Annotated in this window: 26 protein-coding genes; 12 read left to right on the top strand and 14 right to left on the bottom strand. The window is 68.2% G+C overall.

The genetic code is table 11. The features are described from left to right. Positions 1-92: 92 nt before the first annotated feature. Both V9K99_RS36295 and V9K99_RS36290 read right to left on the bottom strand, forming a co-directional pair. Positions 93-374: a hypothetical protein gene (locus V9K99_RS36295; protein ID WP_337011144.1), complete on the bottom strand. Its 282-nt coding sequence runs from the start codon at positions 372-374 to the stop codon at positions 93-95. A gap of 47 nt (positions 375-421) precedes the next feature. Further along, entirely contained in the window at positions 422-865 is a 444-nt protein-coding gene (locus V9K99_RS36290; protein WP_337011147.1) for an Hsp20/alpha crystallin family protein, read from the bottom strand. A gap of 130 nt (positions 866-995) precedes the next feature. Here V9K99_RS36290 and V9K99_RS36285 point away from each other — a divergent pair, with 130 nt between their 5' ends. Together V9K99_RS36285 and V9K99_RS36280 are read left to right on the top strand one after the other, a co-directional pair. Continuing rightward, positions 996-1,634: a hypothetical protein gene (locus V9K99_RS36285; RefSeq protein ID WP_337011149.1), complete on the top strand. Its 639-nt coding sequence runs from the start codon at positions 996-998 to the stop codon at positions 1,632-1,634. An 827-nt stretch (positions 1,635-2,461) separates the two neighbouring features. After that, on the top strand, positions 2,462-3,202 hold the full coding sequence (locus V9K99_RS36280) for a GAF and ANTAR domain-containing protein (protein WP_337011151.1): 741 nt from the start codon (positions 2,462-2,464) through the stop codon (positions 3,200-3,202). Between the two features lie 180 nt (positions 3,203-3,382). Here the strand turns inward: V9K99_RS36280 and V9K99_RS36275 are convergent, their stop codons facing one another. Further along, positions 3,383-3,571 (bottom strand): hypothetical protein, encoded by a 189-nt coding sequence (locus tag V9K99_RS36275; RefSeq protein ID WP_337011152.1) that lies wholly within the window; start codon positions 3,569-3,571, stop codon positions 3,383-3,385. Between the two features lie 564 nt (positions 3,572-4,135). Between V9K99_RS36275 and V9K99_RS36270 the strand changes: the two genes are divergently transcribed. The 4 genes from V9K99_RS36270 to V9K99_RS36255 all read left to right on the top strand — a co-directional run bounded on the left by V9K99_RS36270 (position 4,136) and on the right by V9K99_RS36255 (position 8,592). Further along, positions 4,136-4,570, top strand: coding sequence for an ATP-binding cassette domain-containing protein (locus V9K99_RS36270; protein WP_337011154.1), 435 nt, complete (start codon positions 4,136-4,138; stop codon positions 4,568-4,570). Positions 4,571-4,785: 215 nt separating this feature from the next. After that, positions 4,786-7,725, top strand: coding sequence for an ATP-binding protein (locus V9K99_RS36265; RefSeq protein ID WP_337011157.1), 2,940 nt, complete (start codon positions 4,786-4,788; stop codon positions 7,723-7,725). Between the two features lie 80 nt (positions 7,726-7,805). Further along, the gene (locus V9K99_RS36260) at positions 7,806-8,171 is read left to right on the top strand and encodes a VOC family protein (RefSeq protein WP_337011159.1); all 366 of its coding nucleotides are present in this window, start codon (positions 7,806-7,808) and stop codon (positions 8,169-8,171) included. A gap of 34 nt (positions 8,172-8,205) precedes the next feature. Continuing rightward, positions 8,206-8,592 carry a VOC family protein gene (locus V9K99_RS36255; protein ID WP_337011161.1) on the top strand — a complete coding sequence of 129 codons (387 nt, stop codon included), beginning with the start codon at positions 8,206-8,208 and terminating at the stop codon, positions 8,590-8,592. A gap of 57 nt (positions 8,593-8,649) precedes the next feature. On the opposite strand, the gene V9K99_RS36250 is transcribed toward V9K99_RS36255, so the two are convergent. The 3 genes from V9K99_RS36250 to V9K99_RS42820 form a co-directional block, all read right to left on the bottom strand. Beyond that, the gene (locus tag V9K99_RS36250; protein WP_337011163.1) at positions 8,650-9,447 is read right to left on the bottom strand and encodes an alpha/beta fold hydrolase; all 798 of its coding nucleotides are present in this window, start codon (positions 9,445-9,447) and stop codon (positions 8,650-8,652) included. A gap of 130 nt (positions 9,448-9,577) precedes the next feature. Continuing rightward, a complete protein-coding gene (locus V9K99_RS36245) occupies positions 9,578-9,871 on the bottom strand; it encodes a hypothetical protein (protein WP_337011165.1) in 294 nt (97 codons plus the stop codon). A gap of 31 nt (positions 9,872-9,902) precedes the next feature. Further along, a complete protein-coding gene (locus tag V9K99_RS42820; protein WP_442914769.1) occupies positions 9,903-10,088 on the bottom strand; it encodes a three-helix bundle dimerization domain-containing protein in 186 nt (61 codons plus the stop codon). Between the two features lie 62 nt (positions 10,089-10,150). Between V9K99_RS42820 and V9K99_RS36240 the strand changes: the two genes are divergently transcribed. From V9K99_RS36240 to V9K99_RS36225, 4 genes are all read left to right on the top strand, one after another. Beyond that, complete coding sequence (locus tag V9K99_RS36240; protein ID WP_337011167.1) at positions 10,151-10,882, top strand: orotate phosphoribosyltransferase; 732 nt, start codon at positions 10,151-10,153, stop codon at positions 10,880-10,882. A gap of 91 nt (positions 10,883-10,973) precedes the next feature. Next, the gene (locus V9K99_RS36235) at positions 10,974-11,600 is read left to right on the top strand and encodes a VOC family protein (RefSeq protein WP_337011169.1); all 627 of its coding nucleotides are present in this window, start codon (positions 10,974-10,976) and stop codon (positions 11,598-11,600) included. Next, on the top strand, positions 11,597-12,934 hold the full coding sequence (locus V9K99_RS36230; protein ID WP_337011171.1) for a dihydrolipoyl dehydrogenase family protein: 1,338 nt from the start codon (positions 11,597-11,599) through the stop codon (positions 12,932-12,934). The genes V9K99_RS36235 and V9K99_RS36230 overlap by 4 nt, the downstream gene beginning before the upstream one ends. Before the next feature lie 2 nt (positions 12,935-12,936). Then, a complete protein-coding gene (locus tag V9K99_RS36225) occupies positions 12,937-13,392 on the top strand; it encodes a hypothetical protein (protein ID WP_337011175.1) in 456 nt (151 codons plus the stop codon). Between the two features lie 83 nt (positions 13,393-13,475). Here the strand turns inward: V9K99_RS36225 and V9K99_RS36220 are convergent, their stop codons facing one another. Further along, complete coding sequence (locus tag V9K99_RS36220; protein ID WP_337011176.1) at positions 13,476-14,267, bottom strand: SDR family NAD(P)-dependent oxidoreductase; 792 nt, start codon at positions 14,265-14,267, stop codon at positions 13,476-13,478. A gap of 166 nt (positions 14,268-14,433) precedes the next feature. Here V9K99_RS36220 and V9K99_RS36215 point away from each other — a divergent pair, with 166 nt between their 5' ends. Then, on the top strand, positions 14,434-15,438 hold the full coding sequence (locus tag V9K99_RS36215) for a sigma-70 family RNA polymerase sigma factor (protein ID WP_337011178.1): 1,005 nt from the start codon (positions 14,434-14,436) through the stop codon (positions 15,436-15,438). 133 nt (positions 15,439-15,571) lie between these two features. Here the strand turns inward: V9K99_RS36215 and V9K99_RS36210 are convergent, their stop codons facing one another. Further along, positions 15,572-15,718, bottom strand: a complete 147-nt coding sequence (locus V9K99_RS36210; RefSeq protein ID WP_337011196.1) for a hypothetical protein — start codon at positions 15,716-15,718, stop codon at positions 15,572-15,574. A gap of 85 nt (positions 15,719-15,803) precedes the next feature. Beyond that, positions 15,804-16,409 (bottom strand): Rv1733c family protein, encoded by a 606-nt coding sequence (locus tag V9K99_RS36205; protein WP_337011198.1) that lies wholly within the window; start codon positions 16,407-16,409, stop codon positions 15,804-15,806. Between the two features lie 372 nt (positions 16,410-16,781). Here V9K99_RS36205 and V9K99_RS36200 point away from each other — a divergent pair, with 372 nt between their 5' ends. Continuing rightward, positions 16,782-18,512: a sialidase family protein gene (locus tag V9K99_RS36200; protein WP_337011180.1), complete on the top strand. Its 1,731-nt coding sequence runs from the start codon at positions 16,782-16,784 to the stop codon at positions 18,510-18,512. Positions 18,513-18,571: 59 nt separating this feature from the next. On the opposite strand, the gene V9K99_RS36195 is transcribed toward V9K99_RS36200, so the two are convergent. The 5 genes from V9K99_RS36195 to V9K99_RS36175 form a co-directional block, all read right to left on the bottom strand. Next, positions 18,572-21,220, bottom strand: coding sequence for a hypothetical protein (locus V9K99_RS36195; protein ID WP_337011182.1), 2,649 nt, complete (start codon positions 21,218-21,220; stop codon positions 18,572-18,574). A gap of 21 nt (positions 21,221-21,241) precedes the next feature. Further along, positions 21,242-21,676, bottom strand: coding sequence for a hypothetical protein (locus V9K99_RS36190; protein ID WP_337011184.1), 435 nt, complete (start codon positions 21,674-21,676; stop codon positions 21,242-21,244). A 480-nt stretch (positions 21,677-22,156) separates the two neighbouring features. Continuing rightward, on the bottom strand, positions 22,157-23,626 hold the full coding sequence (locus V9K99_RS36185) for a glycosyltransferase 87 family protein (protein WP_337011186.1): 1,470 nt from the start codon (positions 23,624-23,626) through the stop codon (positions 22,157-22,159). After that, complete coding sequence (locus V9K99_RS36180) at positions 23,626-24,927, bottom strand: DUF2064 domain-containing protein (protein WP_337011188.1); 1,302 nt, start codon at positions 24,925-24,927, stop codon at positions 23,626-23,628. The genes V9K99_RS36185 and V9K99_RS36180 overlap by 1 nt, the downstream gene beginning before the upstream one ends. Further along, positions 24,924-25,583, bottom strand: coding sequence for a glycosyltransferase family 2 protein (locus tag V9K99_RS36175; protein ID WP_337011190.1), 660 nt, complete (start codon positions 25,581-25,583; stop codon positions 24,924-24,926). The genes V9K99_RS36180 and V9K99_RS36175 overlap by 4 nt, the downstream gene beginning before the upstream one ends. Between the last annotated feature and the right edge of the window lie 274 nt (positions 25,584-25,857).

Here is a 25,857-nt window from a genome sequence, read left to right as displayed (position 1 = left end):
TCTGGCGGGCGGCCGCATCACCGGGTCAGGGATTTCGTCGATTGTTGGATCTACTCACCTCCCCACCGGCACCGGAATATCGATCAGGTACGTCAGTCGCTCCAGCGCTGCGGAGGACCGCGCTCGCGGCCATGAGGCCGTCGCGGCGTCCCGTGGCCGACTGGGATGCCGGGTCGGAGCGGCCACCTGGGCGGTGGCCGGGCGGCCCACCCACCGACGGGTGGACAGGGCTTGTCGAGGGGCGGCTGGCAGGGCGACTCCCAGCAGGCAGCGACCAGGGCATCGAACTCGGCCCGCACCAGATCGTTATCGGCGAGCGCAAGGTCGAGGAATGCCTCGGCCTCGTCGCGTACCTGCTGTGCAGTCAGCGTCATCGATCTCACCCCATCGACAACTTGCCCCGGCGTGGTGTGTCGCCGGTTCAGGCGTCGATCTCCTTGCGGTCGCTGTCGGCGCCTGCGACCGCGATCTTGCGCGGCTTCGCCTGCTCGGCGATCGGAATCTTCAGCGTCAGCACGCCGGCCTCGTAGCTGGCCTCGATGCGGTCGGCGTCCAGCGTGTCGCCCAGGAACAACTGCCGGGAGAACACGCCGAGCGGACGCTCGGCGACCTGCATCTCCACGCCCTCACCGAGCTCGAGCGGCCTGCGCTCGGCCTTCACCGTGAGCACGTTGCGTTCCACGTCCAGGTCGATCGCGTCCGGCGAGATGCCGGGCAGATCGAACGAAACGACGTACTGATCGCCCTGCCGGTAGGCGTCCATCGGCATCGCGGTCGGCCGCGACCACGTGCCCGGCGCCTGGCTGCCGAAGAACTGCTGGGCAAGCCGGTCGAACTCCCGGAACGGATCTGTGCGCATCAACATCGTCCCGCACCTCCTCGATCATCGACTCATGGGTGGTGTCAACACGCACTTCCCTTATAGCATGTCAACGGAACGACGACAAGTATCGAGCGTCATCCAATCGCTGACATTGGGAACTGAGGAGGTGACCGTGACAGCCAGCGAAACGACAGGCGGAGCGAGGCCCCCCGCCTCGGTCACGATCGTCGCAGTAGAAGCGACCGTCCGGCGCCTGACGCAGCAGGCAGACCTCCTCGGCCCTGCGAAGCCAGACCCCGCGAGCTCGGCGGAGGTTCTGGCCGCGCTGGCGGCGCTACGGTCCGTCCAGGACCAGCTCGCGGTCTGGGAGCCGATGCTCATCGGTGCGGCCCGGGACCGGGGAGTGAGTTGGGCCGCGATTGCTCCCGCGCTCGGCGTGGCCAGCCGGCAGGCCGCCGAACGCCGGTTCCTGCGACTCAACCCCCACACTTCAGACCAGGAAGGAATGACCGGCGAACAACGAGTCCAGGCAGCCCGCGATCGGCGAGCCGGTGAGCGCGCCGTCATCCAGTGGGCCCGGGACAACGCGGCCATGCTGCGCCGGCTTGCCGCACAGATCACCGCGCTCGACGACCTCGACGCGGCAACCCAAGCGAGCGTGGAGCGAGTCCTTCACGCGCTCGGCGACAGCGACGCCGCAGCCCTGCTGGCGCCTCTGACCGAGGCCGGGGCAAAGCTCGAAGACAGCCATCCCACACTGGCTAGCCAGGTCGCCGACATCAACGTCACGACCGACCATCTGCGCAGCTGAACAACCACCAGGACAGTGAGCACACCGTCAAGCGCCGCCTGGAGAACGGCGCATAACTCCCCAGCCTTGCTGGTTCTCCAGCCTCTTGTGGACTGACGAAGCGAAGTCGTCTTGCCCAGCGCGGACCTGCGGCTCCTACGCGCGGTTCAGGCAGTCGATCAGGTTGGCGTAGTACCGCCGCACTGCGACTAGGCGAGACAAGGCGATCTGCGGCTCACGGCAGTGGAGTTGGCGTCAGGGTACGGCGCGCTCGCGCTCGTCAACGCAGGGCTTGGCGCGGGGGCCGTCGTGGTCGCATTGTCCCCGCGGACGGCGACGGCGACCATCACGACGACGACGGCGAGGCAGGCGAGTCCCGACAGGCCGAAACCCAGGCCGGTACGGCGTCGTCGCGGCGGGCCGGGTCGGAAATGGTAGTCGTGGCCACTGCCGAACTCGGGCCCCCAGCCAATGTCCAGCCGCGTCAGATAGCGCGGAAGCCGTATTCAGCGTAGTACTGGCTTGTCCTGCGAAACTCGTCACAGCCCACCCGCGCTCTTTCCAGCGTCCTTGCGTGCTCGTGCCGCCCCGTATCGTTGGCGAATCACCGACAGCTAAGGCTTCATCTCCATCAGCTACGGCAATTGCCGCCAGAAAGAGCCCGACTCGACGACAGCATCCGCCAGCCTGGTAATCGCCGCCAGGCGGCGTAGCGTTTGAACTGCCGTCACTGTTCAGCTGTTGCTGTCCAACCTCCGCCCAGGGCCCAGCCTGCAGCCGGGAGCAGGTCGGTCAGGGCAGGAACCGGTGGCACCGTGGCTACAGATGGGCGAAGTGACGAGCCTCTTGTGGATGTGCTGGGGTCAGTGCATTCGTTGCTGCTGAGCGGCCCTGGGCTGGAGGACTTGCTCGTCAAGCTGGCGGGGATGGCGGCCAAGGTGGTGGATTCGCCGGCCTCGTGCGGCATGACGACCCGGTACGACGGGCAGCCTCGGACGATCGTGACCAGTGATCCACGGGCCGCGTTGATCGACGAGCAGCAGTACAGCCTCGGTGAAGGCCCTTGCCTGGACGCCTTGGAGAACGGCGAAGTGGTCGATGTCGCAGACCAGGCGAGCGACTACCGCTGGCGTCGCTACCATGATTCCGCGCTCGAACTCGGCGTGACGGCGTCTCTCAGCTTTCCGCTGATCGTCGACCAGCAGATCATCGGCGCCTTGAATCTCTACGGATATGACCGGCCGAACTCCTTCAGCGAGGCGGACCGGGAGCGGGCCGCTGCCGTCGCCGACCAGGCCGCCACCACCTTGGCGTTCGCGGCACGAGCGGTGCAGCAGTCACAGCTGGGCGAGCAACTGGAGCGGGCATTGGTCTCGCGATCGGTGATCGACCAGGCACTCGGCCTGCTGATGGGCCAGCAGAACTGTGACGCCAGGACGGCCTTCGACCTGCTGCGCCACCATTCGCAAAACACCAACCGCAAACTGCGAGACGTTGCCGCCGACCTCATCACCAGGCTCACCGGACAAGCGCCCGTCGACAGTCGCACACTCGATGACGATGACTCCAACGGCTCGTTGAGCGGCTGACTCACCTGTGGATGGTCCCCACTGGGAGGAACGCCAGGACGTGACCCGGCCCGCCCTCCTGGCCGCACACGTCCTGGCGCCTGTGTGTACCTCGCAGAGAGGAATGACGCTCGCTGTGACCCGGCCCGCCGTCCTGGCCGCACACAAACGATGCGTCTGTGACAATCACCCCTGCCCCGGTCACAAGTTCCCAGGTGCCTCCTCCTCGGCGAACATGCCACGGCGAGTGGTCAGCTCGCCGACGATCTGCACGTGGCCGGCTTGTGCCTCCCCCAGGCTTGCCCAAGTCCATCGATGCGGCCGACTGCTCCCTGCGCAGTGGACCAAGGTCTCGAAGATCGGCGGCCACAAACCCACCCAGATCGTCATGATCTGAACGTGTTGACCACCCCCGGCCACGCGGTCGCACTCGATCACCACGTACTCACGCCTCTCGGACAGGGCGAGCCAAGTACTGCGATTGATCGGGTGCCCGTGCCTGTCGACGTACCTGCATCTCGTTCGCGGCACCATCACCGCGGTACCCGTCAGCCCACCCCGCCGATCAGCCAGTCGTTGCCTCCGCGCCGACCACCGCTGCAATGAATCATCAACGCCACTGTTCTCACCCCTGAGCGTTCGCGTGCTGGCTCTGCGGCAGGATCTGCACGGTGTCGCTGGCGAATCGGGTCACGACTGATCAGGCCGAGCGCGGCACAGCGCAGCAGATGACCTGGAGGCGGTGGGATTCTCGATCTCCGTCGACACCGGCGGCACCCTGGCCGCCTGGCTGTTCTCCCAACCTGGCGCCACCATAGACAACACCGCGCCCGCTGACAACCCATCAGCCGCTCGCTGAGCCCCACGTTGAGGGTTCGCCGCGTTCTGCCAGGCCGTGATCCCAGGTCCTGAGCTTGTTCAGCAGCGACGGCCTCACCGTCGTACTGGTTGTCAATGGCAAGAAAGTCGACAGTGACCCGATCAGCAGTTCCGCGCGGGCCGCAAGACCGTGCGCGGCAAAGTCGAACCGAAGCCGGAGGCTGGACGCCAGGACCGGTCGGCCGCTGGACGCGATCGTGGCGGGCGACCAGCCTGGTCGGGGAGAACGGCGCCGGCGAATCCACCCTGATGAAGCTGCTGTCGGGCATCTACACCGCCGACGAGGGCGAGTTCTTCCTCGGCGGTCAGCGCTTCGAGCCGGCCAGCCCGCGGCACGCGCAGGAGCTGGGCATCAGCATCATCCATCAGGAGTTCAATCTGATGCCCGACCTGACGGTCGCGCAGAACATCTTCATCGGCCGCGAACCTCGACAAGCGTCCACCCAGGCAGGCAGTTCACGGCATTGGTCAGCGAGGCCCGGACAAGCAGCAACGCTCTCGTGGTGCTGAGCCACAGCAGGAGGTTCCAACGCGCGTTGGTACGACGGTTGGCACGACGTACGACGTCCTCCGTGGCACTGATCGGGTTGTCCGCCAACAGATCGGTTGGGCCGTCGGCAGGTCGCGTGGTTGTCGGCGTTGACGCCGACCGTGGGCCCGCGGAGGCGTTGGGGTTCGCGTTCCGTGCCGCGCGACGCCGTGGCGTCGGCCTGACCCTGGTACACGTGGGAAGGTCAGTCGAGGACGCGGTGCGGATCTGGCAGACGGTCTATCCCGAGGTCGGCGTCCGGTGGGTCCTGGCGTCCGGCTCGGTCGACAGTGCCGTGCTGGCCGAGGCGGCCGCGGCTGCGCTGACCGTAGTCGGCGTCCACGTTTGCGCCGGATCGGTTCCGGGTGCAAGCCTGATCTGGTCCGATCGGGTGACGGCGAGGGTGGGCATGGCGGATCGTGAACTGCGTGGTCGGCGGCGGGAAATCGCCGTACTGGACGAACTGATCAGCGCAGCGCGCACGGGCCGCAGTGAGGTCCTGGTTCTCCGCGGCGAGGCCGGTGTCGGCAAGTCGGCGTTACTCGAGTCGCTGGTGGCACGCAGCAACACGTGCCGGATCGCGCGGGCGGTCGGAGTGGAGTCCGAGATGGAGCTCGCCTACGCCGGACTTCATCAGCTCTGCCAGCCGTTCCTGGACCTGGTCGACCGCCTTCCGCGTCCGCAGCACGATGCCCTCGGTACGGCGTTCGGCGAACAGACCGGACCAGCGCCGGACCGTTTCCTCGTCGGTCTCGCCGTCCTGAACCTGCTGTCCGACGCGGCCGCCCAGAAGCCGGTCCTGTGCGTCATCGACGATGCCCAATGGCTCGACCGGATGTCCGCGCGGATCCTCGCCTTCGTCGCGCGCCGACTGGCGGCCGAGTCGGTGGTCATGGTCTTCGCCGTCCGCGATGGTGAGGACCACGAACTGGCCGGGTTGGCCGAGCTCGAGATCCGCGGGCTGGACGATGCGGACGCGCGTGCCCTGCTCGATTCGGTGCTACCAGGGCCGGTCGATCCGCGCGTCCGGGACCGGATCGTGGCCGAGACCCGCGGCAACCCGCTGGCTCTGCTCGAGCTTCCGCACGCATGGAGCCTGACCGAACTCGCGGACGGCGTCAGCCCGGGGACGTTGGCCGCCCGGATCGAAGAAGGCTTCGTACGACGCCTCGAGGTACTGCCGGCCGATACCCGGCTGCTCCTGCTAACTGCCGCAGCAGAACCACTTGGCGATCCGACTCTGCTCTGGCGTGCGGCGGAACGACTCGATCTGGGCGCCGACCCGGCAGCCGCGGCGATCGCGTCCGGACTGATCACCTTCGGCCGGCACATCCAGTTCCGGCATCCGATGGTGCGTTCGGCGGCGTACCGGCTGGCGACACCGCATGAGCGGCAGGCCGTACACCATGCGCTCGCCGACGTGACCGATCCCGACCTCGACCCGGACCGGCGCGCGTGGCATAGAGCTCACGCGACGCCCATGCCCGACGAGGAAGTCGCCGCAGAGCTCGAGCGTTCCGCGGTACGGGCTCAGTCACGCGGTGGCTTCTTCGCGGCCGGCGCGTTCCTGGAGCGTTCGGCGGAGCTGACGCTCGACCCGGATCGCCGGGCGCAGCGGTTGCTGGCCGCGGCGGCAGCGAAACGCAGTGCGGGCGCGCTCGAGGCGGCGCTCGACCTGATCGGTGGGGCGGTCGCCGGACCACCGAACGCGGTCTGTGAGGCCGAGGCCGAACGGCTCCGCGGAGAGATCGCGTTCGACCAGGGCCGCGCGCGCGAAGCCGCCCGCACCCTGCTCGGCGCCGCCAGGCAACTCGATCACCTTGATCCCGACCGGGCGCGGGTGACGTATCTCGAGGCGATGTCGGCGGCGATCTGGGCCAGCGGTCCGGATGCGCCCGGCATCCTGGCGTTCGCGGCAGCTGCGGCTCCTCCCCCGGTCGACTCGAACCCGCCGGCCGACCTGCTGCTGCAGTCTCTTGCACTGCGGATCACTCGCGGATATGCCGCCGCCGCGCCGGATCTGATCAGGGCGCTCGACCACGCCCGCCGAGCGGATATCGGCACGGACGATATCGGCAGTTGGCTCTGGCTGGCCGGGAACCGGGTCAGCGGCATCGTCGCCATCGAGGTCTGGGACTTCGACGCCGCTCTCGAGCTCGCCCTCCGGCAGGACCGGATGGCCCGCGAGACCGGTGCGCTCGTGCAACTCCAGTTCGCCCTCAGCTTCCGCGCAAGCCTGCATTGCCTGACCGGGGAGCTGTCCACAGTGTCCGGCCTGGTCGACGAGGACCGCCAGATCGCGGCGGCGACCGGGAATCCCCAGGTCGAGTACGGCGCTCTGCTGCTCGAGGCGTACCGCGGCAACGAGGTAGAGGCCCGGCAGCTGATAGACGCAACGATCCGGGAGGCGACCGAGCACAGCCAGGGCAGGATGGCGGCCTTCGCGTCGTACGCGAACTCGGTCCTGCACAACGGTCTCGGCAAGTACGACGTCGCCCGAGACGCTGCGCTGCAGGTGTTCGAGCAAGACGTCGTCGGGTACGGCGTACTGGTCGTCGCCGAGCTGGCCGAGGCGGCGTCCAGGACCGGCGACACCAAACTCGTCGACTCCGCCGCCGCCTGGCTGAGCGAGCGCGTCACCACCACTCCGACAGAGTGGGGACACGGAATCGAGGCCCGCGTCCGGGCTCTCCTGGGCGGGGACGAAGACGCCTACCGGCAGTCCATCGAGCACCTGACCCGGACGAACCTGCGCGTGGAGATCGCCCGTGCCCATCTTCTGTACGGCGAGTGGCTGCGACGCGAGGGCCGTCGGATGGATGCCCGCGAACAGTTGCGGACTGCCCATGAACAGCTGCAGGAGATGGGCCTCGATGCCTTCGCCGAACGCGCCCGCCACGAACTGCTCGCGACTGGCGAGACAGTTCGCAAACGTACGCCGGACACTCTCACCGACCTCACCTCGCAGGAGGCGCAGATCGCCGGGCTGGCCCGCGACGGCCTGACCAACGTCGAGATCGGGGCGCAGCTGTACATCAGTCCGCGCACGGTGGAGTGGCACCTGCGCAAGACGTTCTCCAAGCTCGGCATCACGTCCCGCCGGCAGCTCCGCAGCGCACTGGCGCGCTCCACCTGAAGCAGACCAGGGTTTTCCACGGGTGCGATGACCGGGACCAGGACAGACGATGGAACGACGATCGTCAAAGGAGTGCCCCCGTGGACAGCAAGCTCAAGGCCGTCGTCGTACCCGTGTCCGACGTCGACCGGACCCGGCACTTCTACCGCACCCTGGGATTTCACCTGGATTCCGACCAGGCGGACGGCGATGTCCGGGTCGTCCAACTCACCCCGCCTGGCTCCATGTGCTCGATCGTCATCGGCACCGGCATCAGTCCGGCCGAGCCCGGGTCGACCGTCGGGATCCTGAGAGTGAAAGACCTTCCGGCAGCCGTCGCCGACCTGCGGTCCCGTGGCGCGGCTCCTAGCCCGATCTCCCGAGGCGCGGCCGGATCCGACCAAGCGTCCTTCCGCGATCCCGACGGCAACATCTGGCTGCTGGTCGACGACGGCGTCGAGCGCTGAGGATTACTGTGGCATCACCCTGAAGGGGGTGGGGATGCCAGCGCTCGACGCCTTCTCGCACGTATCGCTGACCGTGACCGATCCGCAGCGTAGTGTCGACTTCTACAACCGCGTGCTCGGAACCGAGACGGTGTTCTCGTCCACGGACGACAGCGGCCGGCTCTTCATCGTCGCCCGGCCCGGGATGATGATCGCGCTGCGCGACCACGCCGACGCCACCGGACAGAGCTTCGACCCGGCCCGGATCGGGCTGGACCACCTCGCGTTCCAGGTCCCGTCACGGTCCGAGCTGGAAGCCTGGCACGCCGGCCTGATCGCGGACGGCGTGACCTGTTCGGACATCGAGGCGAGCCCGTTCGGGCTGCACCTCAACCTCAAGGATCCCGACAACATCGCCCTCGAGCTCTTCGTGCCTTCCTGAACACACACAGGAACCGGCCGGAGCGGGATGCTCCGGCCGGTTCGTTCGCCGCGATGATCAACGAGCGGCTCGCTCGATCACCTCCGTCACTGCCGAGGGCTGCGACACTGCGACCAGGTGGGAGGCTCCGGCGATCTCGACCTGCTTGGCGCTCGCCCGGGTCGCCATGAACCGTTCCGCCGCCGGCGCGATGGCCTTGTCACCGGTCGGGATCACGGCGTACTTCGGCAGGGCCGCCGGAGCGGTCTTCTGGACCGGCTCGGTGAAGGCCGCGGCCGAGACCGGACGCTGAGCGGCGAGGAAGATCGCGCCTTGCCGGACCGGGATGTCCGCGGCCAGGATCGGGCCGGCTGTCTCGGGCTTCAGCGCGAGGTCGACGCCACCCGGGTAGCTGATCACGTTCAGCGTGTCCGGACCGAGTTCACTGCCCGGGAACTGCGAGTTCAGCGCGCCCAACGTCTCGCCCGCCTCGGGGATGAACGCGGCCACGTAGACCAGCGACTTCACTCCTGACGTGTCAGCCAGCTGACTGACCAGTGCGCCGCCGTACGAGTGACCGACCAGTACCTTCGGCCCGGGGATGGTCGCGAGAACGCCGCTCAGGTACGACGTGTCGGACGCGATCCCCCGCAGTGGTACGGCGGGCGCCACGACGTTGTAGCCGTCGCGTTGGAGCCGGCCGGTCACCTCGGACCAGCTGGAGCCGTCGGCATACGCCCCGTGCAGCAGGACGATCGTCGGTTTGTCGGCCTGAGTGGTCCCCGTGGCCTGTGCTGTGGTCGCGCCCGCCAGCAACAGACCGGCGCCGATCGCGGCCACCAGGAGGTTCCGTGCCTTGAGCATCAAGTGCTTCATGTCTCTTCCAATCCTTGGAGGGACTCCGTTGCCACCACAGTGCGTCGGTGGTTGACGTGTCACCCCAGTGGAAGACACTGGTTGATCACCTGGTACAGACCCAGGCTTCACCCCAGGGAGGGCCGCTGGGCTAAGGCAGGACGTCGAGTTTCTGCCGGGCGGCGGTCAGGTGTCCCGCGGCCCGGCTGAGGTCGTCGGAGGCCAGGGCCAGATCCGCGTCGGCCTCGTCCAGGCCGTCGTACCGAGCCAGGCCGAACGACGACACGAGCAGGGCGGCGGTGGACATGAGGATTCGGAGTTCGTGGAACTCCGCGACCAAGGCCTTGGCCGCCACATCGTCGGCTGGCCGGCGGCGCAGGATCTCGACCACTCGCCGCAATGCCGTGCCCGCCTCCTGCAACGAGTCTTCCGCGCTCTCTGACACCAGCCGCAAATCCTCTCCGGACGAATCGTGACTAGGCCAGCTCGCGCAGCCGGGCCTTGGCACCTCTCTCGACGAACAACGGCACGAAGTCCCGGATCGGGACATGGTCGAACTCAGGGCGAGACTGACTCACGGCCTCCGCCACCGCGACCCGTGCAAGAGTTGTCCAACATTTGACGAGCTTTGAGCGACTCTGATGCGCGGCCAGGGTTGCCACCAGGGAGATCGCCAGGCGCTGTCCCAGACGCGACGAAGGCTGCGGCGGGCGACTGTCAGGGCATGACTTCCCAACAGATTGCAGCTCCGCGGAGCGTGGCGAACCCCCGCCGCGTGAGGCTCGCCGTACCAACCAAAGAGGCCGGCCTGGTCGCCCGCCTCGCGTCGGTCCCGGGCCTGGTTCGCCCCGGTGTCTCGCACTGGGACCTGAAGACCCGGCTCCCGCTGCACCCACTGTCGGTCGAGAACGCGTACGGCGACCCGCGGTTGCTGCACGATCTCGCCGTACCGGGGGTGACATTCGCCCGGCGGCTGGGAGCCGACGTGATCGTCGGCGCCGAGACCGGCGGCATCCCGCTCGCAGCAGCGGTCGCCCTTGCCGGCGATCTTCCGTTCGCCTTCGTCCGCAAGCCCGGGTACATCGGCCATGAGGACCACGAACCACGCGTCCGGGGCGCCGAAGTAGCGGGCCGGCGAGTGCTGCTCGTCGACGACGCAATCTCGCAAGGTACGGCGCTCGAAGCGTTCGCCGGCCAATTGCGAGCTGAGGGCGCGATCCTCGTCGGAGCCTTCACCCTGGTCGACATGCGCGACGTCGCCACCTCGGTGACGCCGACCGCCGCGACGCTCTCGATCGCGTCCGTCGCCACGTATCTCGAGGTGCTCGACGCAGCGACCGACCGCGGTGTGCTCGACCCCACCCTCCACCAGCTCGCCGTCGACGCCCTCGTCAACCACTGGGCCGACGACGACCCCCGCTGGTCACTCCTCGACCGGCAACCCGCCGCGGCCTGACCAGGCACGACACCAGGGACAACCCCTGGGGTGATGCCGCCACCGCAGCGCAACAGTGATTGATGAAACCACCCACCACAGGAGGAAAGCAGTGAACACCGATTTCAAGTTCGAGGCCGTCGTCATCCCCGTCACCGACGTCGACAAGGCGAAGGCGTTCTACCAGCAGCTGGAGTGGCGACTGGATGCCGACTTCGCCTTCGACAACGGCTTCCGGGTCGTCCAGTTCACCCCGCCGGGTTCACCGGCCTCGGTTCAGTTCGGCACGAACATCACCACCGCGGAGCCGGGCTCGGCCCAGGGCATGTACCTGATCGTTTCCGATATCGAGGCCGCGCGGAAAGAGCTCGCGGGTCGCGGTGTCGAGGTCAGCGAGGCGTTCCACCCCGCGACCCCGGGCGCACAGTTCCAGGCCGAGGGAGATCGCATCAGCGGACCCGCGGACGAGCGCGCCAGCTACGGCTCGTTCGCGACCTTCAGCGACCCCGACGGCAACGGCTGGCTGCTGCAGGAAGTCACCACCCGGCTCCCCGGCCGCGTCGACCCCGCTGAAACGACGTACACCTCGGTGGACGACCTGCAGCAGGCGCTGTTCCGCGCCGCGATGGCCCACGGCGAGCACGAGAAGCGCAACGGCGGCGAGTACGACGAGAAGTGGCCCGAGTGGTACGCCACCTACATGGTCGCCGAGCGGACCGGCCAGGAGCTCCCGCAATGAGCGACTACGACGTCATCGTGATCGGCGGCGGCTCCCCCGGTGAGCACGCCGCCGGGGCCCTCGCCGAGGGCGGCCTGCGCGTCGCGGTCGTCGAGCGTGAACTGGTCGGAGGCGAATGCTCGTACTGGGCATGCATCCCGTCCAAGACTCTCCTCCGCCCCGGCGAGGCGGCCCAGGCGGCGAACGACGCCGCCGCTCCCGCCACGGTCGACGTCGAGGCAGCGCTCGCCTGGCGCGACTTCATGGTCTCCGACTACTCCGACGCCGGCCAGGAGAAATGGCTGGCCGACAACGGGATCGACTTGATCCGCGGCCGCGGGCGCTTGGCCGGAACAGGTGTCGTCGAGGTCGACGGCCGCCGGTACACCGCCGATCACGTCGTCCTCGCGAACGGCTCTGAGGCCGTCGTGCCGCCCATCCCGGGCCTTCGTGAGCTCGACGGCGTCTGGACGAGCCGCGAGGCGACGAGCATGAAGACCGTCCCAGGTCGCCTTGTAGTACTCGGCGGCGGGCCCGTCGGCGTCGAGATGGCGCAGGCGGTACGGCGGTTGGGCGGCGAGGTCGTCCTGGTCGAGTCCGCCGAGCAGTTGCTGTCGCGCGAGGCGGCACCGCTTGGCGAGGCTCTCGGCGAAGTACTGCGCCGCGACGGCATCGAACTGATCCTCGGCGGACGGGCGAGCGCTGCTCGACGCGACGGCGACGACTACGTCCTCGCGCTGGACGACGGTCGTGAGGTTCGCGGCGACCGGCTGCTGGTTGCCACCGGCCGCCGACCACGGGTCGACGGCATCGGGTTGGAGACGGTCGGCGTCACGGCCGACTCCCACGGCGTGCCCGTCGACGCTCACCTGCAGGTCGCGGAAGGATTGTGGGCCGTGGGCGACGTGACGGGGATCTGGCAGTTCACCCACGTCGGCAAGTACCAGGCTCGCGTCGTCGCCGCCAACATCCTCGGCGAACCGCGGGAGGCCAAGTACGACGCCGTACCTCGGGTCGTCTTCACCGACCAGCAGGCCGCGGCGGTCGGCGCCACGGACGCCACCTACAGCGCGACCATCGCGCTGCGGGACGTGGCGAAAACAGCGACGTACACCCGTGAATACGCCGACAACAACGGATTCCTGACGCTGCTCAGCGACGGCGAACGTCTCACCGGCGCCTACGCGCTCGGCCCGGAAGCCGGCGAGTGGCTGCAGCAGGCCACGCTCGCGATCCGTGCCCGCATCCCGCTCGATGTACTGCGGGACACCATCCAGCCCTTCCCATCCTTCTCCGAGATCTACGTTGCGGCCCTCAAGGCTCTGGCCTCGAACACCAACCACAGCAAGGAGTAACCATGTCCACCATCTACCTGCACGCGAACACCACCGCGTCACCCGAGCAGTTCCTGGCGGCGCTGACCGACTTCGGTCCGGGCCGTTCGGAGGTCTTCGGCAACAGCGCCGACGAGTACCTCCAGGTCCACGAACTCGGCCCGCAGTACGCCGACGTCACCGAAGGCTCCGGCGGTGTCTGGGAACGCCTGCGTTACGACTGGTCCGATCCCAACAGCATCGTCATGGTCACCACAGACTCCAACGTCTGGGGCGGCAACTCCAGCCACACCTACACCTTCACCCGCCAGCCCGACGGCACCACCACCGTCGACGCCATCGTCGTACGCCAGGGCAAGAACATCCGCGGCCGGTTCCTCGGACTCGTCCTCGGCACCATCGGCAAAGGCGTCCTGAAGAAGGCCTTCGCCAACACCGTCAAGGCCATCGAGACCCGCTCTACCACCCAGGTCAAGTAGCCCGCAGCCTGAAAGCGAACCTTCATGACGTGCGCCGGCCCAACCACGGGCCGGCGCTGTCTTGGTTGGCAGGGCGAAGTGCGTCAGTCGTCCAGGCTGCCCATGGTGAGATTGACCGTGGTTCCGGTCATTCCGCTGGCCTTGTCGGACGCCATGAAGACTGCCACGTTCGCCAGCTCCTCGAGCGTCATCAGGCGGCGCGGATGGGTCCTGCTTGCGAGCAGGTCCTGCCATTGTTCCCAGGTCATTCCCGATGCCTTGGCGCGAGGCTCGTAGGCGTCCTTGATCGTGCGTGTCTCCGGCATGCCCTGTGGACGCAGGCCCACCACCCGGATCCCCTGGGGTGCGAGCTCAGCGGACAGCTGACGAGTGAGAGCCTCCTTGGCCGCTTGTGCCGGACCGTAACCTCCCACAGACGGGATGCCCGTCCGCGAGTGGAGCGCGGTCACGGTCATGATCACCCCGGCCTTGTGTGGAATCATGCACCGGGCCGCGAGCCGTGCTGTCAGGAAGTACGACGTCAGGTACGTCGTGACTGCTACGGAGAACTGCTCGGCGTCCAGCTCGGCCAAGGGAACACCCACGATCCCCGCGTTCCGGATTCCGACCGCGTTGAACGAGATGTCGACCCGGCCCGTCCTGTCGACCACCGACTGCAGGTGCGTCTCCAGAGCCAGCTCGTCGAGAGCGTCAACCTCCTCCGCCGCTGCGGACCCGCCGGCTGAAACGATGTCCTTGGCAACTGTTTCGACCGCTGCCCCATCGCGCCCGGTGAGAAAGACCCGGGCGCCCTCGTACGCGAAGGCGCGTGCCACCGCACCGCCGATCCCGCCGCTGGCTCCGTAGATCACGGCAACTTTGTCCGTCAGCATCATCTCTGGTTCCTCTCGCCAACCGTGGGACGCCCGGGTCTGCCCGACCGTCGATGATGAAGACACCGCGACACCGGAAACTGGGCGCCCACCAAGCGCCCAGTTCGCTCCTTCGCCGGTGTCTGTACAGGATGGAAGTACGACGAGGTGCGAGGAGAAGGTGACCGCGGTGACAGCCGAACTGATCGCACAGGCGCAGGCTGGGGATGGCGAAGCGTTCCGAGAGCTGACCGAGCCCTACCGCCGGGAACTGCAGGTGCACTGCTACCGGATGCTCGGCTCGATCCAGGACGCCGAGGACGTCCTCCAGGAGACGCTACTGGCCGCCTGGCAAGGCTTCGGCGCGTTCGAAGGCCGGTCCTCGGTCCGCACCTGGCTGTACCGGATCGCCACCAACCGGTGCCTGAATGCGCGCCGCTCGGCCGGCCGACGACCCGCGAAGGAGTGGGACGTGCCAAGAGTTGAACCGCCCGAGCCGACCCGGCTCGGCGAGATCGTCTGGCTGGAGCCATTCCCCGACGCTCTGCTCGAGGGAGCGCCCACTGTGCCACTCGGCCCAGAGGCCCGCTACGAGCAGACTGAGTCCATCTCCCTCGCCTTCGTTACTGCCCTTCAGGTCCTGCCGCCTCGCCAGCTCGCCGTGTTGATCCTGCGCGACGTCCTCGGATTCCATGCGAGCGAGGTGGCCGAAATGCTGGACTCGACCGTCGAATCGGTCACCAGCGCTCTCAAACGGGCACGCTCCGGCCTGGAACGTTCCTGGTCGGCGGCGGGCCAGGACTCGCCGCCCGGCTCCGACTCGCCCACCGAGGATGTGCTCGTGACTAGATTCGTCAGCGCGTGGGAGTCCGCCGACCTCGACGCGCTGGTTGCCCTTCTCACCGACGACGTCTTCATCTCGATGCCACCAATGCCCTTTGAGTACGAGGGCCGAGACGCCGCGGAGCGCTTCTGCGCCAGCATCTTCCGGTCCGGCCGCAGGTTCGACCTCGTCCGGACGCGAGCCAACGGTCAGCCTGCGTTCGGCGCCTACCTGCGCGCCCCGAGCGGCACTCGCCACGGGACCGGTCTCTATGTCCTCACCCTCGCAGGCGACCGGATCTGCGCCATGACCCACTTCGACAAGAGCGTGCTCCCGTGGTTCGGGCTACCACGATCGCTCCCGGATCGATAGTGATCGTCAGTATCGCTGGTGGGCGGGAATGAAGGCATTCGTACCGACTGATTCCTCGGCGCGGATGATGTGCATGATGGCGTTGATCAGCGCCAAATGCGTGAACGGCTGGGGAAAGTTGCGCGGCGTACTTCTACCGCTTCAAAGCGGGCAAGGCGATCAGCCCCGTCGGCCGGACCAAGACCGCGCCCGCGTTCGGCGCCTCGGTCTCCCGGCTCCGGCTCGCCGTCACGAGCTGCCAGAACCATCCCGCCGGATACTTCGTGGCGTACCGGGACATCGTCGCCCAGGACCTCGACCTTGTCGTCCACCTCGGCGACTACATCTACGAAGGCCGTCCGCCGGGAACCCCGCATCTGAGCGGGTCAGCTCCCGTGATGTCTCCAGCGGTGGTCGGTCAGCTCCCATTCGCGGTCAAGATCCCGGGAGCGGCGTCGGTCAAGGCACACCTGGGCCAGCCGGGTCAGGCCGATGAGCACCAGCCAAGCGACCATCGCCGCGGTCAGCCCGACCGCGGCACCGATCGCCTCACTCTCACCAGGTTGGCGCGGCGGGGCACTGATGGCACCGGAAGGATCGAGCCAGATCGTCACCTCGCTGCCCTTGATCGTCCCGATCGGCACTGAGGTCCATCCCTCGCGTGGCAAACCGTCCGCATCCGTCCAGCCGACCTTGGCCCAGGACATCACCACGCCCGGCCCTGCGCCAGACCAGCTCTCGACTTCCTCAAGGGCGGTTGCCGGCGCCTCGGTGAGAACCGCCCGGCGCTGAGCTGCAGCGCGATCGCTCGCATCTTGTACGGCGGTACCGACAGCAACGGCGGCCGGGATCGCCAGTACGGCGACAAGCAACGCGCTCAGGATGATCGCCGACTCGATCCGGTCCACGCGGCGGCGCAACGGATTACGGCAGAACCCGAGGCGACGCGCCAGCCTCGTGAGCCACCACTCTCCGTAATCGTGCCCATCCATACTCACCACGACCCTCGGGTCGGCCACATCGCGGCACTGCGATGCGCCGCGACGAGCTGACCGTCCTGCAGCCCCGGCCTCGCGACCTTGGCCGCCACCTCCATTGTCACTCCGAACAAGGCTGCGAGCACCGGAGTGTTCCGGCAACCTGCGCACCATGTTGCCGGACGGATCGCGGAAGGCCATACGGATCAGGCTAGGCACGGCCAGTCATCGGGGCGTCTCGGTTCCTGACCGATCCGAGGCCAACGCTGACCTGCCAAGTCGCCTCGTCTGCCACAGTTCATCGCGCTCAGGTCTTGTGATCGGTGCCGCGGAGGCGTTCGCTCGGAGGTGACCAACTGCTCGGGGGCTCGGACCTCAGGAGGGGCCATGCGGCGTTCACGCGCCATGGTCCTGGCTGCGGTCGCGTGTCTGTCCCTGACCGGGACCGGGCTCGCCGCCGCGCAGCCGGGCGCAGACACGGAGGTCACCGTCGGCAGTCCGTCGACGCCCTTCTCACAGAACAAGCAGAACGAACCGGGCCTCGCGGTCGACGCACATCAGCCGTCGCTGCTCGCCTCCGGCGCGAACGACAACATCGACCTGGAGGGCTGTGCGGCCGGCGACCCGACAACCTGCCCGTTCACCCCGGGTGTCGGGGTCTCGGGCATCACGTTCTCGACGAACGGCGGCCAGAGCTGGGTCCAGCCGACGTACACCGGCTGGTCCGCGCGGCACTGCCTCGGCCCTGCGGCCTGTGTGCCCACGGTAGGACCGATCGGCACGTTGCCGAACTTCTTCGAGAATGGGATGGTCTCCAACGGTGATCCCGAGCTGGCCTTCGGGCCTCGCCGAGGCGCCGACGGCAGCTTCGCGTGGACCAACGGTTCGAGGCTGTACTACAGCTCGCTGACAACACCGTTCCCGGGCAACCCCGGCTTCCGGGGCGCAGCGGCGATCACGGTGTCCCACCTGGACGCGACTGGTCCCGGCAACCGCCTTGCTGACGCGCTGGCCGGTGTCAACGCGGCGTGGTCCGACCCGGTCATCGTGACCAGGCAGAACTCGGCACTGTTCTCCGACAAGGAGCAGATCTGGGCCGACAACGCCGCCTCGAGCGACTTCTTCGGCAACGTGTACGTCTGCAACGTCGGCTTCCGCGGTGTTGGTTCCGGCGCGCCGGAACCCGTGCTGTTCGCCGCGTCCAGCGACGGTGGGCTGACCTGGCGGGCCAAGCAACTGTCTCCCGCGACGAACAACGCCCAGACCGGCGGCCGGCAGGGCTGCGCGATCCGGACCGACAGCAGCGGGACCGTGTACGTCGTCTGGGTCGGCACGGACATCGGGACCCGGCAGGGCGTGTTCTTCCAGGCCCGGTCCTTCAACGGTGGCAGGACCTTCGAGCGGCCGCAGCCGATCACGATCGTGACGAACATCGGTCAGTTCGACCCGGTGCAGGGCCGATTCACCATCGACGGCGTCGCCGGTGCGCGGACCAACACGTTCCCCAGCATCGACATCGCCACCGGCGCACCCACCGGAGCGGACGCCACCGACGAGATCGTGGTCACCTGGTCCGACGACTCGGCCGGCACGAACAACGAGCGGGCCTACGTCATCCACTCGACGAACGGCGGCGACAGCTACACCGGCCGGACCGTGGCCAGCGAGGGTGCCGACCGGGCCAACCAACCCGCGATCGCGATCTCGCCCGACGGGCAGGACGTTTACCTGACCTACAACGCCTTCCTGGATCCGTGGCGGACGACAACCGCGGATCCCCGACGGATGCTCGGGGTTGTCCGGCACGCGAACTCGTCGACCGGTCCGTTCACAACGCTGCACCGAGGCGCGGTCGGAGACGCGCGGGCGTCGAGCGCCAACGGGCTCGCCTTCGAGTTCCTGGGCGACTACAACTACGCGGTCGCCACCGATGCGGCCGGTGTCGCGGTCTGGAACGACACCCGCGAGGCCGCGGTCTGCCCGGCGATCAATGCCTACCGGCAGTCTCTCGTGGACGGTACGCCGATCGCCCCGCCCGCACCGGCGACCGACTGCCCGGCAACGTTCGGGAACACCGACATCTGGGGATTGGCGGTGGCAGACCCAACGGCTGACTGACCAACTCGGGGGTATCGCGTGGCACAGGAGGCCACGCGATACCCCTTTGTGTCGTCAGATCACGGGCACAGCAGCCCGAGGACCTTTGCCGTGCCGGGGTGTCCCGGGCTTGGAGAGTAGCCGGGATTCACTCGCACGATGGCGATTGCCGGCTTCGTTCCACTGATGACGTTCCCACTCTTGACCACCTTCGACGTGACCAGCACGGCGGTGTACTCCGGCAAGGCATTCGACGGCGGCGGGCTGTTCCCCGGCAGGGTCCGCCACGTGCCACCACAGGTGGTCCGTCCGGACGGGTCGTTGGAGAAGCCCTTGAAGCTGTTCGGCGCGGTACCACCACTCACCGAGTTCGCGAGGTACCACGTATCGCTCCAGAATGTGGCCGTTGCTCCGACGGCGGCGTTACCGTCACCGATGACGAAGTTGCCGCCCGGTGTCCAGGTGAACACCACCACCGACGCGCTCGTTGCTGACGGCAAGTAATATGCGTCGCCGGCGAACGTGGCCGTCACCGTCGTCGGTCCGCCGGGTTGGTTCACCGATGCGATCGTGCAGCTGGCGATACCGGTGGCGGCCGTCACTCCGGAGCAAGACTGCGCACCAGGTCCCGTGCCGAGCATGAGCTGGACCGTCCGCCCGGCCACCGGCGTCGGGTCGTCCTCAGTGAGCCGAGCCGACAGGGTCGCGGGATCGCCATTACCGGCGAACGCGGGACCCGTGTAGGTCAACGTGGTCTGCTCCTTGTTCAGGATGAATGCCACGCCGGGCGAGGTGGTCGCCTCGTACTGCGTCGAACCCGCGAAGCTCGCCGTCGCGGTGTACGGCCCGGGCACCTGCTGCGGGGTGAATCCACAAGTTGCCACACCGCTGGCGTTCGTCACGCCAGTGCAGGTGTCGGTGCCGAACCCGATCGTGAGGGTCTGGCCTGGAACGGGTGCGGACGTCAGCGCGTCCCGGAGTGTGCCGCTGACCGTCAGCGGGTCGTGGTACTCGCCGCTGGTCGGTCCTGTGTACGCCGCCACCGTCGGGTGCTTCTGCCAGGTCACCGTTACCGGCGTGGTCTCGCCGGCGTCCTGGACGGTGTCCTCGTCGAGGTCGGCCCAGATGGTCACCGTGTCCGTACCCGCGGTGCCGTTGGAGTACGAGAACGTCGCCTGGCCGGCCGCGTTCGTCGTACCGGTTCCTGTCGTGTCCGACGGCGTACCGCTGCTGGATACCGTGAAGCGAACCGGGATTAACTGTTCGTTCTCTGCGTGCGCTCCGGTCACCTTCGCGGTCACCGTGGTGGTCTGTCCCCACGCGAGCGGGTTCGGGCTCGCCGTGCCCGCGACCGTTGTGGGCGGCGAGAAGTCGACCCGGGCGCTCCATCCGTCGGTGGCACCGCCGACTCCGGCCCGGCCGTCACCCCAGGACGGATGTACGACGTTGTCCGGCCCGACATCCACCGCCAGATAGTCGCCGAGGAAGCCGGTCGCTTCAGGCGTCGGTTGTGAATTCACCTGGACCGCGGTGAAGGCAGGCGTCGCGGCCACAGCGCCGTACGACAGGAAAACGTTGTGGTTGTTCGTCTCGTCGTCATTGCTGTAATAGGCAACATGCACACGGCCCTGCGCCACATCGACCCAGGGCATGAACTGGCCGTCCGGGTCCGCCTCCACGTCGACGCCCGACGGCGCCGTCCAACCCGCGTTGTCGATCGCGGACGAGATCAGGATGTCGGCGTCACCGCCATCGGCGTCGGTGTAGTCGGCCCACACCACGAAGGCCCGGCCAGTTGCCGCGTCTACGTCGATGCTGGCGAAAGAGCGGCTCCGGAAGCCGGTCGCAATCGCCGGGTTCACGTTGTCCAACGTCGCTACCTGGACCGGCGCGCCGAAGTTCTGCCCGTCGTCTGTCGAGCGCGCCACCCAGACCGACGAGTCGGCGCCGTCTCCGATGCCATTGCAGAACGTCGTCCAGGCGACGTACAGGTCGCCGCTGTTGGCCTCCTGGGCCAACTCAGCTCCGTGGTTGAGGCAGCCATCTTGCGCCGCGGCGGTCGACAGCACGAGAGGTGCTGAGAAGGCAAAGCCGTCGCCCGCCCCGTTGACGTCGCGGGAGAACACCAGCTCGTTGTTGTTTCCGCCGCCGAACGGAGTCCAAGCCACATAGACGTTGTCGTTGTTCGCCCGGTCGACCAGGATGAATTCCTTGTCGTTGCAGACGGTCGTGCCGCCGGCAGCGACGACTCCGTTGGCCGGATCGGTCCAGTTGGTGCCGTCGTCGGTGGACGAGGTGACGAACAGCGTGCAGGGATCCTCGCTGTCGCGGTGCGCCAGCGCCGAGTAGTAGATCCGCCCACCGGCGCCGAAATCGACCGCCGGATCGCTCATCAGCAAGGTGTCACCGTCGCCACCGACGTCGGTCACAGTCAGCGTGCCGAAGGGCAGGTTGCCGCTGGTCCAGTTGCGACCTCCGTCAGTGGAGGTGTACCACTCCTGGCTGTTGCCGCCGCCGCGCTCGTTCGCGCCGGCGGCCAGATGGTTGGCGTTGTTCGGATCGACAACGATGTGCAGCTCGCGCTCGTTCGCGGCGAGATTGGCCATCGACACGTCTCGGATGACCGGTGTCGTGACATGGTTCGCAGCCGCCGGCCCGGCACTTGCGCCCAGCCAGGTCAGCGGTATCAGGCTGCAGGCGACTGTCGCCCGCAATAGTCGGTGTCTCACAGTTCCCCCCTGTGGGTTGTGTCAACAACTGGTTGATCGCATGGCCAACCGGCCGTCGACTACTTGTGACGGAATCGCCAGCCCGCGCCCGAACCTCCAGCCCCCGGTCTGGTCGCGGAACCACACCTGGTCGTCGCCGGTGCGGTCAGTGATACGTGGCGTCTGGTCGACCTCCCGCCCGTCCCGACTGCTCAGCTTGACGGTGTCCGCTGAGCCGAACAGCCGACCATCTGGGAACAGCCGAGCCGCGCCTCCGGGTGGGATCGCGCCACCGGTCGAGATGCGTGCGGAGATACCGGTCGACGCCGATCGAACGGTCCAGCAGGCGAGGTCCACCGCCTTGCCGGTGCCGTTGAAGAGCAGCACATATTGGCCGCCGGGCGACCGGTCCTCAGATGCGACCTCGACCGCGATGATCCGGACTAGACCATCGGATCGAGGGGTGGCCTGACTCACCGATGGCTGCGATGCGCCAGGCGAGGTTGGGGTAGGTGCCGGACTGGTTGGCGCCGGCGACGTACTTGCCGTCGGCAAACTTGTCACAGACGTGGCAGGTGCCGGCGTCGGACCGCCTTGGTCCGCGCCGTCGTCGCTGCACCCCGGCAGCGCGAGCAACGCGCCTGTGGCAAGCAGGAATGCGGCCCTACGTCCCCGTGCAGTCATAGCTGACCCCCAGCCCGAGCGCTGCCGCACTGTCAGCGCGGCCCCCGCACGACGGGCATGCAACCGAAGGTAAACCCGAGGTGGACACACGGCAAGAGCGAACCGTTGCCCTTCCGGGCACTCTCATGCCGCGAAGACTCGGTGCCGGCGGGGTGGGCCGACATCGTCGATGTATACCATCCGCGAGAACCGGATCCGGCTGCGCTGCCGGCGCAGACTGATCCAGTTGACGTCGGACTGCACGGCCGGCGGTGGGACTCGCCGGGCCGAACATCACCCGCCCGGGTGGCCAACAGTCCCTAGCTGCTGATGTCGAGTCAGGTGCTCGGTTGGCCGGCGGCTGTGGCGTAGTGCGATCGCGGTGGTGACTGTCAGGGCAGCGGCGAGATGGATCAGGCTTTGGCGAAGGTCGTGTCCGAAGCTTGCGTAGGCCAGATAGGAAGCAAGTGGTACGGCGAGCCATTCGGCCCGGCCGGCCAATACGGCGAGGGCGATCAGCGGAACGCCGTACCAGGGATAGGTCGGCGTGGTCAGCAGGAGTGCCGCGCCGTACAGCCAGCAGCAGGTGACCGCGATCGGCTGCCGGCCGTGCAGGCGGATCGCCAGCACTGCGAGCACGATCGCGAGGGCCGCCGCGACTAGCTGGCGGGCCTCCGGCGGCAGTACCAGTGCGAGAATCGCCGAGCGTGAGCTGCCGTCGGAGAAGCCTTCCTGGCCGAGATAGCCGGGCAGGAACCCGATCACCAAGGTGCCGACGGCAAGTACGTGCGGGACGTAGCTCGCCACGAAGGTGCCGATGGCAACAAGTGGTGTGGTGAAGCCGCGCCGCCGCCATGAGGTGAACGCCGGCAGGAGCAGGAGCGGTAGGAGTTTCACCCCGGCCGCTGCGCCGAGGATGATTCCGGTGACCACCGGTGCCCGCCGGGCGGCCGTGATGACTGCGGCAACGACGAGAGCGGCGGCGAGTACGTCGATGTGCGCGGCGCTGCCGGCTTCGAGGGCGACGATCGGGGACCAGCCCCACAGGATCGCCCAGCGGGGATCCCGGTTGCGGCGACGCAGTTCGGCGGCCAGCAGCGCTGTCACGCCCACGGCGAGTACGGCGGCTGCCAGTTGGAGGCCGAAGGTGCCGGCCGACCATGGCGTGAGGGAGGCGACGGCGGTGAAGTACGCCTGGGCGACGGGTGGGTAGATGGTCGGGACGCGAGGGCGGTTGATGCGCGTGCGTGGGTCGTCGGCCGAGAGAGCGGCGAGAGCGGCCGGATCCTGCGGAATGTGCGGTGGGCCAGTGACGCCGGACCGATCGTGCGGGGAGAGACCGGGAAAGAGGGTCGGATCGCGGAGCCTGGCCAGCGAATCGTCGAGTGGAACATGCGAGTACGGCGAGGTGCCGGAGAGCTGGACTCGTCCGTCCCAGACGTAGCGGTAGGCATCTGTGCTGGTGATCGGGGCGAGGGTTAGACCGGGCAGTTGGCACGCCGCCGCGAATGTGAGGATGCCGAGCAATACCCGGGGACCTGCCGGGCGACGAGTGATGAGCCAGGCGATCCCGCCGAGTAGAAGGGTCGCCGCCACCAGGGTGAGGTTGGGCCACCAGCTACCCGAGGCCGTGGCGATCACCGCCGTGCTCCCCGCGATGCCGGTCACTCCGCCGATGACGAGCGGGAGACCTGGGCGCCGGGCCGACTCACGCTTGGCGACCCGAACTCGCGGGCCGGAGGCGGACCGCCGCAGCTCGGACATCACCAGACCGCCGGCGCCTGGGCCCAGGAGTCGCGTTCTCCTGTGGCGGCCGGCGAGCGGCGGAAGGTGAGGAAGGCGCGGCCGTCGGCGCGCCAGTCCTCGGTGGCGAGCAGTCCGGCCGTGCGTGCGTGCCGGATGATCGCGCGGCTGCCGACTCTTGCCCAGGGCAATGGTCTTGACCGGCGCCCGTTCGCGCTGCGCAGGACGATCGCGCCGGAGTCGTCGAGACCGTCGTCGGGATCGACTTCGACCAGGACCACGCCGTTCGGACGGACAAGTTCGGCGCAGCGTTGAAGCAGGACGTCGGGGGCGCCGCCGATGCCGATGTTGCCGTCCATCAGCAGAACGCTCCCCCAGCGGCCTTCACCAGGCAGCGGTTCCTGCACTGCTCGACGGAGTGCGGCGGCGCCGCGGCCGGTGGTCAGCCGTACGGCGTGGGCAGAGATGTCGACGCCCAGCGCCGCGATCCCTTGCTCGGCCAGCGCCGTCACGATCCGCCCCGGGCCGCAGCCGATGTCCAGCACCGGTCCCTCGCAGCGGCTCAAGGCGATTCGGTCGACCGCGTCGGCGGGCGCGCGCCAACGGTCGATCTCGGACAGCCCCGGAACCGCCCGCCCGTCGGTGCCGGTGACGACGACACGTCCACCGTCGAGGGCCTGCTCGAAGAGGAGTGCCGGATGTGCCGCGTGCTGCAGCCGCCGCTGCAGCCGCGACATCCGCAGGTCAGGGAACACCGCCGCGATCGCCGCCGCGTCCTGTGGTGTGTCCATGTCGCGCAGCGTCGGCAGTAGCTTCACCCGGTATCCGAGGACTTCGAGCCTGCCCAACTGGTCGGCACCGGTGTGGTCGGTCGACATCGGTACGCCGACGAGCGCACGCCGGTCCGGTTCGCGCAGCCCAAGGCACCAGTAGCCGCCGTCCTCGGTCAGTCCCAGTACGGCGTCATGCCCCGACCAGTCGGCTCCGAGCAGCTCGGGAGTCACCTGCGGAGTGTCCATCCCGACCAGCAACATGGGCGTTCCGGCGTACGCGTCCTCGAAGGCTGCGGCCAGCCGCTCGTCGAGCCCGTCGCCGCGCTGGACGATGACGGAGAACCCGTCCGGCAGCCAAGCCCCGGCCTCCCCGTCGATCGCCAAGACATAGCGCTGTACGGGTGTCTTCCGGACGGCGGCGAGGGTGTCGGCGAGAGAGGCGCGAGCGAGGGCGGCAGCCTCGCCGGGGGTGAATTCCGTCTGCAGGCGGGTCTTCACTCGGCCCGGAACTGGTTCTTTCGCGATCACGATCAGCGTGCCGGCGTTCATGCTGACAGCACCTTGGTCATGTCCCTGACTGCCCGTACGGCGCCGAGCGGCGTGCCGGTCACCTTCGAACGACCTGACCGTGGCAGGTAATCCACGTCGACCTCAGCGATCCGCCAGCCGGCGTCAGCTGCCTTGACCACGGTCTCCAGCGGATAACCGGATCGCCGGTCGGTCAATGCGAGCTCGAGCAGCTGTTGCCGTCGGGCGGCGCGCATCGGGCCGAGATCGTGCAGGCGAACGCCGGTACGGCGGTGGATGCGGCGGGCGAGTTCCGCGTTGGCCAGGCGGAGGTGCCAGGGCCAGGCGCCACGTGTGACCGGGCGACGTCGTCCGAGCATCAGATCAGCCCGCCCGGCCAGGACCGGGGAGGTGACGCGAACGAGTTGGCGGGGATCGAGCGAGGCGTCCGCGTCGAGGAAAGCGACCACCGGGGCCGTCGCCGCCTCCAGGCCGGCGTGGCAGGCGGCGCCGTACCCGCGAAGCTCGCACGAGATCACGGTGGCGCCGAGCCCGGCCGCGATCTCGGCGGAGCCGTCGGTCGAACCGTTGTCCACGACAACCGCCCGGACGCCGTCCGGCAACCGGCCGAGCACCCACGGCAGAGCGGCCGCCTCGTTCAGGCACGGCAGGACCAGGTCCACCTCAGCAGCAGCCACCCTTCGACCGTAGGGAATTCCGGTCGCCGGCTGGGCCCGAACGCGACTACGGCTCGCTTACGTCCCGGCGATGCCAGGCTCGAGCGGGCCGGGACCGACGTCGAGAGTCCTACGCTCGTGCTGTGGCTACTCGTGTGCTCGTAGTGGACGACGACCCGACTGTTTCGAACGTGGTTTCGGCGTACCTGACCAAGGCCGGGTACGACGCCCGCGTGGTCGCCGACGGTGTCGCGGCGGTCGAGGTGTGGCAGCAGTGGAAGCCGTCGGTCGTCGT

The organism is Kribbella sp. CCNWLW201 (assembly GCF_037203805.1).
Taxonomy (GTDB): domain Bacteria; phylum Actinomycetota; class Actinomycetes; order Propionibacteriales; family Kribbellaceae; genus Kribbella.
Note: the sequence above shows the minus strand (reverse complement) of the source record. Positions and strands in the feature narration are given on the sequence as shown.

Bases quoted from the DNA above. Each gene is read 5' to 3' on its own strand.
- V9K99_RS36275 (WP_337011152.1), bottom strand. From the start codon at position 3,571: ATGACGATCTGGGTGGGTTTGTGGCCGCCGATCTTCGAGACCTTGGTC.
- V9K99_RS36295 (WP_337011144.1), bottom strand. From the start codon at position 374: ATGACGCTGACTGCACAGCAGGTACGCGACGAGGCCGAGGCATTCCTC.
- V9K99_RS36270 (WP_337011154.1), top strand. From the start codon at position 4,136: ATGGCAAGAAAGTCGACAGTGACCCGATCAGCAGTTCCGCGCGGGCCG.
- V9K99_RS36205 (WP_337011198.1), bottom strand. From the start codon at position 16,409: ATGGATGGGCACGATTACGGAGAGTGGTGGCTCACGAGGCTGGCGCGT.
- V9K99_RS36220 (WP_337011176.1), bottom strand. From the start codon at position 14,267: ATGATGCTGACGGACAAAGTTGCCGTGATCTACGGAGCCAGCGGCGGG.
- V9K99_RS36185 (WP_337011186.1), bottom strand. From the start codon at position 23,626: ATGTCCGAGCTGCGGCGGTCCGCCTCCGGCCCGCGAGTTCGGGTCGCC.
- V9K99_RS36290 (WP_337011147.1), bottom strand. From the start codon at position 865: ATGTTGATGCGCACAGATCCGTTCCGGGAGTTCGACCGGCTTGCCCAG.
- V9K99_RS36180 (WP_337011188.1), bottom strand. From the start codon at position 24,927: ATGAACGCCGGCACGCTGATCGTGATCGCGAAAGAACCAGTTCCGGGC.
- V9K99_RS36210 (WP_337011196.1), bottom strand. From the start codon at position 15,718: ATGTCCCGGTACGCCACGAAGTATCCGGCGGGATGGTTCTGGCAGCTC.
- V9K99_RS36225 (WP_337011175.1), top strand. From the start codon at position 12,937: ATGTCCACCATCTACCTGCACGCGAACACCACCGCGTCACCCGAGCAG.
- V9K99_RS36230 (WP_337011171.1), top strand. From the start codon at position 11,597: ATGAGCGACTACGACGTCATCGTGATCGGCGGCGGCTCCCCCGGTGAG.
- V9K99_RS36250 (WP_337011163.1), bottom strand. From the start codon at position 9,447: ATGAAGCACTTGATGCTCAAGGCACGGAACCTCCTGGTGGCCGCGATC.
- V9K99_RS36200 (WP_337011180.1), top strand. From the start codon at position 16,782: ATGCGGCGTTCACGCGCCATGGTCCTGGCTGCGGTCGCGTGTCTGTCC.
- V9K99_RS36240 (WP_337011167.1), top strand. From the start codon at position 10,151: ATGACTTCCCAACAGATTGCAGCTCCGCGGAGCGTGGCGAACCCCCGC.
- V9K99_RS36255 (WP_337011161.1), top strand. From the start codon at position 8,206: ATGCCAGCGCTCGACGCCTTCTCGCACGTATCGCTGACCGTGACCGAT.